The sequence below is a fragment of the Helicobacter sp. NHP22-001 genome, assembly GCF_030270165.1.
GTDB lineage: Bacteria > Campylobacterota > Campylobacteria > Campylobacterales > Helicobacteraceae > Helicobacter > Helicobacter gastrofelis.
In genome coordinates this window covers 1-11362 of the sequence record NZ_BSWS01000020.1, presented here as the reverse complement: position 1 = coordinate 11362, position 11362 = coordinate 1, and the positions used below count along the sequence as shown (strand labels likewise).

The 11362-nt window shown below is 40.6% G+C and carries 9 protein-coding genes; 2 read left to right on the top strand and 7 right to left on the bottom strand.

The window, feature by feature from the left end:
* A partial coding sequence (locus tag QSJ47_RS07900) for a tetratricopeptide repeat protein (protein WP_285602990.1) occupies window positions 1-424 on the bottom strand: 424 nt, incomplete at its 3' end.
* Between the two features lie 246 nt (window positions 425-670).
* Between QSJ47_RS07900 and QSJ47_RS07895 the strand changes: the two genes are divergently transcribed.
* Entirely contained in the window at window positions 671-1546 is an 876-nt protein-coding gene (locus QSJ47_RS07895; RefSeq protein ID WP_285602989.1) for a recombinase family protein, read from the top strand.
* Between the two features lie 318 nt (window positions 1547-1864).
* Here QSJ47_RS07895 and QSJ47_RS07890 read toward each other — a convergent pair whose 3' ends face one another.
* Together QSJ47_RS07890 and QSJ47_RS07885 are read right to left on the bottom strand one after the other, a co-directional pair.
* Window positions 1865-4087 (bottom strand): coiled-coil domain-containing protein, encoded by a 2223-nt coding sequence (locus QSJ47_RS07890; protein WP_285602988.1) that lies wholly within the window; start codon window positions 4085-4087, stop codon window positions 1865-1867.
* Window positions 4088-4406: 319 nt separating this feature from the next.
* Window positions 4407-6467, bottom strand: a complete 2061-nt coding sequence (locus tag QSJ47_RS07885; protein WP_285602987.1) for a replication initiation protein — start codon at window positions 6465-6467, stop codon at window positions 4407-4409.
* A gap of 700 nt (window positions 6468-7167) precedes the next feature.
* On the opposite strand from QSJ47_RS07885, the gene QSJ47_RS07880 reads away from it, so the two are divergent.
* Window positions 7168-8484, top strand: coding sequence for a type II restriction endonuclease subunit R (locus tag QSJ47_RS07880; protein ID WP_285602986.1), 1317 nt, complete (start codon window positions 7168-7170; stop codon window positions 8482-8484).
* Here the strand turns inward: QSJ47_RS07880 and QSJ47_RS07875 are convergent.
* The 4 genes from QSJ47_RS07875 to QSJ47_RS07860 form a co-directional block, all read right to left on the bottom strand.
* Window positions 8462-9235 carry a DNA-methyltransferase gene (locus QSJ47_RS07875; RefSeq protein WP_285602985.1) on the bottom strand — a complete coding sequence of 258 codons (774 nt, stop codon included), beginning with the start codon at window positions 9233-9235 and terminating at the stop codon, window positions 8462-8464. The genes QSJ47_RS07880 and QSJ47_RS07875 overlap by 23 nt on opposite strands.
* Window positions 9195-10037 (bottom strand): DNA-methyltransferase, encoded by an 843-nt coding sequence (locus QSJ47_RS07870; protein ID WP_285602984.1) that lies wholly within the window; start codon window positions 10035-10037, stop codon window positions 9195-9197. The genes QSJ47_RS07875 and QSJ47_RS07870 overlap by 41 nt, the downstream gene beginning before the upstream one ends.
* Window positions 10038-10172: 135 nt before the next feature.
* Window positions 10173-10436, bottom strand: coding sequence for a hypothetical protein (locus QSJ47_RS07865; RefSeq protein ID WP_285602983.1), 264 nt, complete (start codon window positions 10434-10436; stop codon window positions 10173-10175).
* Between the two features lie 54 nt (window positions 10437-10490).
* Window positions 10491-11362: tetratricopeptide repeat protein (locus tag QSJ47_RS07860; RefSeq protein ID WP_285602982.1), on the bottom strand; the 872-nt coding region annotated here is incomplete at its 5' end.

Below are 11362 nucleotides of genomic sequence, written 5' to 3'. Positions count from 1 at the left end.
TAGCTTTTTGGTAGTATTCTACAGCCTTGAGGTAACTTTGGATAACACCCTCACCATTTGAATGCAAGAGAGCTAGATTATAATAACCACTGGCATTCCCCAAAGATCCAGCTTTTTGGTAGTATTCCATAGCTTTGGAGTAGTCTTGTGAAACACCCTGTCCGTTATGATACATGTTGCCTAAATTGTAACAAGCATTAGCATTTCCCGCTTCTGCGGCTTGTTTGTAGTACTTTATGGCTTTAGAATAGTCCGCAGGAGTACCTGTACCACTGTCATGCATAATCGCTAAGTTATAGCATGCATCAGCATCTCCCATCTCAGTAGCTTTTTGGAATAAATTAAGGGCTTCTTGATAATCTCTTTCTTTATAAGCTCTCACCGCTTTCTCGAAATATTCCTCTTTAGTACCTTCTTGAGACATCAAACCTCCTAAGTTATGAGTTTTGGAATGTGAGTTTATGAGTGCTGATTATAACATGTACAAAAAATAATCAACTAAAGCTTTTTGTTACGGCTTGTGTCGATTCCTGTCGCTTAAGCAATGTCTAGATTTGTTTTCTCTCATCATCTTAATATTCTTTTGCACTTAACCTATATTCGTAAAAACCTATTATATTTTCAAACATTTTATAGTAATATTGCGTATATCAAAATCAAATGTTTTAAAATGCCTAGAAAACCAAAGACAGACAGCACAAACAGCCAAGATGGCACACCTAACAAAGAAACACGCCAAGCTGATCCCAAAGCAAGCAAGCCAAGAGCTCAAAAGCAAACCATACCAAACAAGCAAGGCAAGCAAATCGCTCAACAAACCACAAAAAAGACTAGGGCAAAAAAACCAACACAGCCCAAAGTGCAAGAAACACAAACTACCCACATTGTCCTCACTATAGATGAAAATAAAGTCCCACAAGCCAAGCTTAAAAGGGTGATAGCCTATGTGCGTGTATCTACAGATACACATGAGCAAGACAAACAACGCCATGACATAGAAACCTACGCTCAAAAAGAGAATCTCACCATTGACAAATGGATTGAAATAGAAATGAGTAGTAAAAAGGCACAAGAGAAACACAATATTGATAAACTCAAGCAAGAGCTCAAGAAAAGCGACTTACTTCTAGTGGCTAAATTAACTTGCTTGGGGCGTTCAATGGTTGAAGTGATGAATTTAATGGAGTATTTTAACCAAGTCGGTGTTTTTGTGTGCTTTGTAGGACAACCCGAATTAAGCACCTATAACAATGCACTAGGCGAGCCAATCATAACCATTTACAACTATCTAGCCAAAGCTGAACGAGAGATGGTAAGACAGCGCATCAAATCTGCTTTGGTGGCTAAAAAAGCTGAAGGACAACACTTGGGGCGTGAGAAAGGCACTTTTAACAAAAATCACCCACTAGACCCTTTTCAAGATACAATCCGCCTTTACAGAGAGAAAGGGCTAAACTTTTCAGCCATTTTAAAGTTATTGGATTGTCCTAGAAAACCCAAGCTTGTGAGTTTTTTGCGTTATTGCAAGACTAGGGGACTAAAGTAGAAATTACGCTTTTTAACAACAATAAATGAAACTAACACTTTGAAAATACAAATAATATGTTCAAACTTTATTGACTTCTACTGCCACCGCAAAGAGTGTGGGCTAAAATTTTTATTTGAAAAATCTAGTCAATGAATCCAGAAGATAGATTCAAATCAATGCAATTCATTTTTTAAAAAATGAAAATAATCTCTCTTGGCTCACTAAAAAATATTAAAAAAATATGAACTGAAAGAGTTACTTTGATTTTAACTAACAATAAATTAAACTAATACTTTGAAAATATAAATAATAGATTTAAACTAATGTAAAAGTGAGCTAAATATGCTTGCACCCATCCCCCTTTTGATCTTGCTCTTGTTTTTCTTGGCCAGCCTTCACTTGTGCCAAAGCTCTTGGCAACTCCTCCCTAAGACTAGCAAGGTCGTTGAATGTATTGTTTGCTCTGATCTTTAATGCCTGAGCCACTTCGGGGCTTGCCTTGCCTATTTCAGCGATTTTGGCATACATTGCACCCTCTAGTATCTCCAAAGCCCCCAAATCGCCCTGTGTGTTCTCTAATTGTGCCTTTGTCTTTTCAAGCTCTGCCTTTGTGGTTTCTAAATTGCTCTGTGTAGTCTGTAGCGTGGTTTTCGTGGTCTGTAGCTCTACACTTGCACTTTTTAAGTCATTTTTAAGCTCTGTATTCTCAATGCCTTTCTGTTTAAGGGCTTCTTTGTTTGCTTGGGCTTCTTGCAACTCTTGCTGACTTGACTTTTTTTCTTTCTCTAAGACACTCACTTTACCTTGCAACCGCTCTTTATCTTTTTCTAAGCTTTCAACTTGCCTTTTGGTGCTCGATAACTCTGCCCCATACTCTGCACTGTCCTTAAACTCTGTGGCAAGTTTGGTAATCTCATTCTTAACACTCTCTACAGCTCCTAAGATAACCTGACAGGCTTGATTGTTGATGGATTGCACCTCTTGGCTGTGCTTGTTAAGGGTGTCTGCTAAATCTTTTTTTATGGCTTGCTCCCGCCTATTGAGCTCTCTGTAATGGATTTTGCCCCACTCTACATATTCGTAGGTTATAGGGTCTTTAACCCCCTTACCAAAAAATTTTTTAATGTCATTCCAAATCTTGAATTTGCCTGCTTTCAATTCTTCCCCAAACACCACACATACACTTGCTTGCTGTAACATCTCCTCTTGGCATTGCTGATGGATTTCTGTGATCTTTTCACCACTGGCTTGGATATGCGCCACTACACCAGATGTAACGGGGGCTACATACTTTCTAATGAGAGCTGTGGCTTGCTTTTCAAAAGTCTTAATGTGTGCCTGACTCTTTGCCTCTGTTTTGGCTGTCTTTAACTCTGTTTTAAGGGCTTGGGTTTCTTGCTCTAGGTTAGCATTGGTGTTTTCTAGGTTAGCAATGTAGCTTGGAGCGTATTTAAGCCAAATGTTTAAAATACGCGCATCTAGTTGCGCTTGTGTCAATCTCTCATCATCTAGGGCACTCAATTCTCTAAAGGCTTCTTTAGGACAGCCCTTGCCCATGAGCTCTTGCTTCTCTGCCAAACGCCTTGCTTTAATTTGTTCTTTAGTGAGATACATGGGCTTGAGCTTTAGGTTCTCTTGTTGGAGCTCTTGGTTAGTGGTTTTGAGCGTGGCTATTTCTTGCTGTATTGTTTGCAAGGCTTTGGCGTGCTCTGTATTTTTGGTTTCTAACTCCGCCTTACCATCTTTGAGCTCTTGGTTCTCTTTAGTTAAAGTGGTGTTAGCTTGCTGTAGTGTGGTGTTGGCTTGTTCTAGTTTATTTTTTTCTTGTTTAAGGGTGTTTAATTCTGTTTTGGTGTTCTTGGCATTTGTTTTTAAACTTTCAATCTGTTCCTTGTAAGTTGAAACTTCCTCAGCATTGCTCTTACCTAGTTCAATGCGCTTTGCTTTCTCTTGTTCCATGAGTTGTGCGTAAGCCCTAGGCTCAATGCGTTTTCTGCCCGTGCCTTTAACACGATTGCCAAATTCATCAAAGTTACCTTTGTATTCACCCCTTTTCATGTCTAAAATTTTCGCAACTTCGCTTTGGATTTCTCTAAGGTGTTGGCGGTTTATGGTGCGGAAAACATTTTTACCCGTGAGCGCATCAAGCATGACAAATTCCATGTGGGCATGGTGGTTGATGCAAACATTACCACTTTCATCAACATGTCCCTCATCTCTATGGATAGCAATTTGATAACATTGAAATCCGTATTTGTCTTTAAAGTGTTTTGCTAGCTTTTCTAGGTCTTGCATGGTTGTGGTGGGCTTGATATTAAGAACGGCACTCCAAAGGTGGCTAGTGGATTTAAAAGACCGATTGAAGTTTTGCCTATATTGCTCTATGGCTTGTCTAACTAGCTCATCTCTCAACACTCTAGCATTATCCCCACTTCTATTCCACTCACAGCCATAACCAAGCTCTTTGGCTAGCAAGTATGTGGGCGGTAATGAGCGGTCGTTATGTTGTAGTTGTATATTATTTGTAGGTTTAAAATTGATTGAGGCAATGTTTCCCATTGCTCCACCTCCAATGTGTTTGCCAAAGATTTTAGCGTGTCATGAGCATAAAATCATTTTTGTTTTTGTCTTTAGCTCCCTGCAAGGGCAAACTAGGCGGTGAGCTTGCGAACGAAACCCCTGTATATGGGGTCGCCTAGTTTGCAAACTAGGCGACCCACTTCGTAGGACACTCGCAAGCTCGTTTCGCTAGTTTGCCACTCAAACGCCGTGGGGGCTTAATTCTGTTTGTATTGATTTATAGGTTTGGGTTGTCTTAAGGTTCTAGGAGTGATGAGGGTGTGCTAGAGTGTGGGTTTAGGTTACGGTTGTAGAGGATTTAGGCAGTGGTTGTATAGGCAGTTTTCACAAACTTATTGATTAAATTCTTTGGGTTTGTGAAAATGTGTGTAAAATATTCTTGTCCATCCACCCCAAAAGTTTCAATGTGTGCTTTGTGTTCTTCCGCCATGTAAAAATCTTTGTCAGTGCCATCGACAATCTCAAATAAAGCAATGACACGCATGTCTATTTTTGAAAATCTTGTGTCCACTAGCTTGACTTTCCTAAAGGTATACTGGGGTTTATTGTTTTCAAAAAATTCACCTAAACGCCCATGGCAACTTTGGATTTCTCTTTTTTGGGCTTCTGTATGGAGAGGAGTGAATTTCACCATGTTGTTGAATTGGTCTATGTCTTTAAAGTCATACGTAAAATAATTTTCAAGTTGATTGTCATCCACAAAACCCTTAAAATTCTTAAGCAAGTCAGGACATTTGTCAGCCCATTTTCTCTCTAATTGGAAGGCTCCATGTTCTCTGTCTTTAATAAAAAATAGCCCAATGATGTAGCCTGTGTCATTAGAATGTTGGTAGCATGCAAAACGCAAGTTTTTAAAGGTGTGTTCTGCTGTGTGTAAATCGACCGTCTTTTGCCACATATCTTTTAAAATACTGATTTCTTTTTCTTTAGTTGCTTCATCTCTGTAAAGATTCTGTGACTCTTGCTGTTCCTGTTTCTTTTGCTGTTTTTCTAGTGTGGGGTTGGGTGTGATGGTGAAGACAACGCCTGTTACTTTTTGCCCTCGTAAGCCCGGCCTTTTAACCTTTTTATACTTAATAGCCTTATAGGGATGTGTATCACCTGCTAATTGTTTAAAGGCGGGGTATAGCGCGTAGTTGTCTATATCGCCTATAGTGAAAGTCTTAGGAATGCCCATAAAGTTGCGGAAACCCTCTAAATCGTCTCGGTATTCAACAACTTCAAAATATCCTTTGGAGTTCTTTGCGTGTTTAAAGCGTTCAAATAGCCTAAAGAGGTTTTTGGTGTATTTACCACTTAGGGAAACATATGTATTGAGTTGCATCGCTGTAAAGTTTGCACTTATGCTGTTGAGCAAGTATGTAAAATGGGGAGCGTTGACCTGCACTTTTAAAAACTGAAACATCCCATCGTGTATGCCTATTTCAAAAATGCTAAACAATGTTGCGCTACGCTCTATGACCAAGCCACTATCCATTTTTATAATGCTTTTAAAGTTTGCTTTTATAAGGTTATCAACTAATTTTTTTGTTACAGACAATAGCCGATCTGCTGGCATTTTAGGATTGCCTGCCAATAGCTTAACTTCTCTTTTATCAAAAACAACAATGGTGTCTTGCTTATCCTTTAGGCGGTTAAAAAGGCTAAAAAGTAAATTGTTTTCTAACTCGCTCAAATGTCCTAGATTGACCTTATAGATATTGTTGTGGACAATGATTTGTCCCTTATTTGCGATGCTTAAATCTCTTGCCAAAATGGGAGTCTTGGTTGTTTGAACCGCTGAGTTTAAGTTTTCTTGTGGTTCTGGAACTCTCATTTCTTGGGGCGCAACAATTGTGGGTAGGTCTTGTTGTAGTTCGAGGGTTATAGTTTCTTTTTTTCTAGTCACTTGCTGTAGAAATTGTGGTTCTAGTTGTTTTTTTTGTTCTTCTTCTAAACCTAAGATTCTCTGTGCAGGCGGATCTAATCTAGCAATGTGTGCAGAATTGCTTGGAGAAGGTGTGGCAATTACTTTAGATGATTCGTAGCTTTCTTGGTTTTTAATGCAGGCGTACCAACTCGTAAAAATCATAACCATGTTTTTTATCAGATCGCATAGGTTTTCTTGCAACCGCTCTCTGACAAAATCTCGAGTGGTGTGCTCTATCGATTTTTCCATATTTTCCAACAAGCGTAGATAGTGCTCCGCATCTTTTATAGATTTTGGCGTAACATCGATGTACTCTGCACATTCTCCGCTCTCCAAAACCTCTTTGTTGTCTAAAACAACAATGACAATCTCTTTGACAATCTGTTTCTTTTCTAAAAACAGTCTGTCTAATATCTCTAAATTGTTCGAGTTTTGCATTTCAGCAATCATCACGGCATCTAAGTCGTATTTTAGAGCTTGGAGTCGTTTGTATGTGAGATGTTTTTCATCCATTTAACGATCTTCCCTTTAAGATTTATGCCAAATTTTGGGAATTATACAGGGTTTTTAAAAATAGTTCAAGGCTTTTCAACAATTTCTCCATACTAATTCACAATTTCTCTAGCTTAATTTCACAATTTCTCCATGTTAATTCACAATCATTCAAGATTAATTCACAATTCCCCCATGCGCTATACATGTATAAAAACTCTTAAAAACTTTTAAAAAAAGGAAAAACGCGTGCGTGGGCGAGTGCGCTACGTAACCATAATACGTAACCAGTAACCAATCTGACGCTTTAGTGTCTATAACGCTTTGGGGCAAGCCCTCAAACCCCCAAGAGAGGGTTTTGAAGTGAGAATTTGATTTTGGTCTTGAAGTATCTATGACTATGGAGTAATCATGTCTTTGGGGAGCGTGAAAAAAAGCAATTGGGAAGGCGGACATGTCTTTGAAAAAGTAGAATGAAGCAAAGTGGTAAAGCAAATATAGCGTTAAATCGCTTTTAAATAGGTATAGGGCGCAAGGTTAGGGGCTAGGAGTATCAAACTATGGTTTTGGGAGGTATGAGGGTTGTGAGGGATTTATGAAGGTTTTCGTTTTTATGTTAATATAGGCATTAGTGATCCCTTTCTGTTAGGAGATTTTTTTGTCTTACTGCTATACTTTGGAGGATTTGAAAAACGATGTATGTTTAGGCATTCCGGGCAATGTAACAAGGTATTTGTTCCAAAGAATCCAAAAAGACACTTATCGGGGCTTGCACCTATCCCAGCATAACCGCTACACTAAAGAGGTTATTATTACTATCTTGAAAGCCTTAAAAGAAGCCCTAGAACACAAGAAAGCTCCTAAACACAATGGCGTTTCGTATTTGAGGATTAGAACCACAGACTTGTCTAAAAGACCCAGTAATCATCCTGAAGAAGCTTTATATGCGCAGATGACCAACCAATTATCCCGTGCTTTAGGCAGAATCACCCAAGACAGCCTGCGTAAAAATTTCTTTGTGGATATGGAGCGCATGAGCTTGATCCGTAGGTTTAATAAAAAATTAAGACTAAACTTAGTGGGGGAACGCCACATTACCTACTATGTCAATCTTAGCCCACTTGGCAAAGAGTTCTTGCAAACCGCCTTGCAAGAACAGCCCAATCCTTTTACACTCAATAGACTTTGGACAAGCGCGCTCACAAACTTGCATGGGGGCTTTGAAAACACGCTGTACGCTCTAATGCTTGAACTTAGCCATCACAATATCCGAAGCATAGGTTTGGAAGAATTTGCCTTTTTTGCCTCGGACACAGAGATTAGCCAAACAAGCATTGTAGCTTTGATCAAAGAGTTTAGAGCCCTGTCTAAATTCCAAAGAGAACAGATTGTGCAATGCATGAAAAAATACGCAAACCCCAAAGAGAACAGCGTTTATATGGGGTGTAATAAGACAGCTTTTAGGGACTACCATAACTGGATCAATGAAGCCCAGCAGATGTTTATGTTGCTTAATGAGAGTGTGTTATTTGGCGTGGGCGATGTGCGGGAAGGGGAGTTGAATTTGAGAGTGGGGGATATGGGGCTTATTAAGAACAAGACTAAACTCAAGCGATCGCAAGCCGAAAAAGAAGAATATTTCAAACAACACAAGATTGACAGGCAAGCCATGCGCAAGAGTGGGTTTGAGTTGCACCACATTGTGCCTTTAGCCTTGGCTAGGGATCAAAACGAGTTTTCTATCTTGGATCGTTGGCAGAATATGATCTTGATCGATGGCTACAAGCATGCCCAAATCTCCCAAAATGGGAGCAGAAACATACAAGCCAAGTTTAAAAAGCTTGATATAGATTTTGAGGACTTTCAAATCCCGCCCCATGTGGTTTCTTGCGTGTTTGACACGAATATCAAATACAACCCCGACTTGAAGGATTTAATGCAGACCACAAACGCTAGCCTACTGCACGCTCTTTAAGCGCATGCTCTTTAACCTCGTGGTGGTTAATGTCTGTCCCCAAATAGAGCCTGTCTAGGTTTTGGCACACTTGCAAGCCAAGACCACTCCCGGCAAAGAGATCGAGCACGACACCTTTGGGGAGACTGCTGGCTTTTACCATGCGCTCTATCAAGCCGTAGGGTTTGATCGTAGGGTGTTTTGGCTTGACAAGCCGTCCTTTGACTTTCTCTTGGTGTCTTTGCGAGCTGATATGCCACACATCGGTGCAAAGCTTACCCTTGGGGTTAGGATACCACCGCTTGCCGTTCTTAAGAATGCCCTTTTTGGTGGCTGCTTGTATCCTTGCCGTGCTCTCATAGGGAGTTCTAATGGCATCGCAGTTGAAGGTATATTGGGTGCTTAGGGTGTAAAACAAAATGCTTTCGCTGGCATTGTTGAATTTTTTTCTTGCATTGGCAAAGCCGTCCTTCTTGTGCCATGTGATCCAATTTCTAAAACACGCCTTGCCTTGCAAATAGGCAAGAAAAAGGGCGCAATGGTATGCGGTGTTGAAAATATAAAAACTCGCTGTGGGTTTGAGCTTGGGTAAGAGAGCGTCTATCCACGCATAGCTAAAGTTTAAAAATTCTTGCTCGCTTTTAAAGCTGTCCCACGCAGCCACCTTGAGATTATAGGGCGGGTCTATGATGGCTAAATCCACGCTAGATTCGGGCAACAGCCTTAAAAACTCAAAGACATCTAAGGAGTAGATTTTGTTGTAACTTAGCATTAATCACCTTCTCATAGTGCGGGTAAATTTCATAGCCTATATACTGCCTGCCTAATTCTTTGGCGACTTTAAGTGTTGTCCCACTCCCGGCAAAGGGATCAAGCACAATGTCTTGGACAAACGAAAACATTTTAACCAGTCTATAAGCCAACAGCTCGGGCATGATGGCGGCATGCTCTCCAAAGGCTAGATCGCTCTTGTTGGGGATGGGGATGTCCCAAATTTGTTTGGTAAATTCTATCCATTCTTGTTGGGTGAGCTTGCTAGCTTCTTTGTATTCTTTCTTGACTCTCTTAGGCTTACCATCCTTGACAAAGATGATGATAAACTCGCTGGTGTTTTGGGCGTAAAAGTTCGTGGGGTAGGGGTAAGAGCCAAACATGAGCTTCTTGGTGGTGTTGGTACGATTCCAAATGTAGAGATCAAGCAAATAGAGTCTTGTATGCTCAAGAATGCTATGTTCTATATCGCTTTTAAGATCGAAAATGTGCCGATTGTGGTGGGTGTTGTAGGCACTCTTTAGCATAGGCAAGAGGGGCACATTAATGCAAAGCTTGCCATTGGGTTCTAACACCCGTTCGCATTCTTGCCACACCCGCAACAATTCTTGAAGGTAGGTTTTATAGTGGTCAATGTTGCCAAGGTCGTTTGTGTGGGTTGTGGAGTGCTTGTCGCTCTGTGTCCCGTTCTTGCTGTAATCCTTGATATTGAAGTAAGGCGGTGAAGTGATGATGAGCGCAACGCTTCGATCGGGCACTGCGTCCATGCTCTGCGAACTTTTAAAGAAAACTTGATTAGCCATGTGTAGATATGTCCAAGTTGTTGGTTTGGTCTTTGGGTGGGATTGTGTTGTCCATCATATAAAACGCATTCTTTATAAACTCTTTGGTGGCATGGGATGGCTGGCAATCTCTATTGCAAGGATTGATCCTTATTCTCAAGACTTGCCATTAGCCTTTTTGTCTTGTTTTGCTGTGGTCTTGTCTTGGCTACCCTTCTTAGGCTTTTTACCCCTTGCCTTTTGAGGCTCTTTTGAGCTAGAGAGCTTAGAAGTGCCTAGTTCTTGCTGTTGCTCTGTTTGCGCGCCTTGCGTGTCTTGTCCTTGAGCTTGTGGGTTGGCTTTATTCTTTGCACTCCATTGCACCACTCTTGTGTGTGTGGCTGTTGTATCTCCCAGCCACACCCTTCTAGGCCGCCCCACAGGTCTTTTGCCCTCAAGCTCTACTGAGAGTATTTTTTATTCTTGTTATCTTTGTTAAAGATACCTCTCTATAGCATTTAGTACTTGTTGCAAGGACATCATGCTCTCCTGTTTCCTTATATCCATGGAGTCGAGCATCCGCAAGTCAGATTCTAGCATCTCGTCCTGGTTATGTGTTGCTAAAATGTGCGCTCCTTGTAGCACTGTTGCTGCCATTGCTAGTGCCGTTTCATACGCTCCTTGTTCTATTAGCTTTTGCCGACTATACCTATGCCACTTTCGTTGATGCCCATCCATTATAATTGCCATGTGTAGTGTTTTTTCTAGCAATTCCTGCTTGCCCACAATTCCTTGATAAATGATTGCCTCTGTCATGTGTGCAAACATGACAAACTTCTCTTTTATTTCTAGCTTTAAAAGGTCTAGAATTAGATTGTTCTTATCTCTTAAGCGCGTTAAATTAAAACGAGCATCGGCATTCCCCTCATCCGCAGACCTTTTAAAACACTCAATGGCTTTGGTGTGGTCCTTGGGGACACCCTGCCCGTTGTAATACATAAATCCTAAGTTAATATAAGCTCCAGTATCCCCCATTTCAGCAGCTTTTTTGTAGTACCCTAATGCTTTTTGATAGTCTTGGGAAACACCTTGACCTTCAAGGTACATGTTACCTAAGTTAATGCAAGCTCTACTATTCCCCAACTCTGTAGCTTTTTGGTAGTATTCTATAGCCTTGGAGTAGTCTTGTGAGATGACCCGACCATTGTAGTACAAGAGACCTAAATTAAAACAAGCACCAGCATGCCCTATTTCTATAGCTTTTTGGTAGTATTCTACAGCCTTGAGGTAACTTTGGATAACACCCTCACCATTTGAATGCAAGAGAGCTAGATTATAATAACCACTGGCATTCCCCAAAGATCCAG

Bases quoted from the DNA above. Each gene is read 5' to 3' on its own strand.
- QSJ47_RS07895 (WP_285602989.1), top strand. From the start codon at position 671: ATGCCTAGAAAACCAAAGACAGACAGCACAAACAGCCAAGATGGCACA.
- QSJ47_RS07890 (WP_285602988.1), bottom strand. From the start codon at position 4,087: ATGGGAAACATTGCCTCAATCAATTTTAAACCTACAAATAATATACAA.
- QSJ47_RS07885 (WP_285602987.1), bottom strand. From the start codon at position 6,467: ATGATTGCTGAAATGCAAAACTCGAACAATTTAGAGATATTAGACAGA.
- QSJ47_RS07875 (WP_285602985.1), bottom strand. From the start codon at position 9,235: ATGCTAAGTTACAACAAAATCTACTCCTTAGATGTCTTTGAGTTTTTA.
- QSJ47_RS07870 (WP_285602984.1), bottom strand. From the start codon at position 10,037: ATGGCTAATCAAGTTTTCTTTAAAAGTTCGCAGAGCATGGACGCAGTG.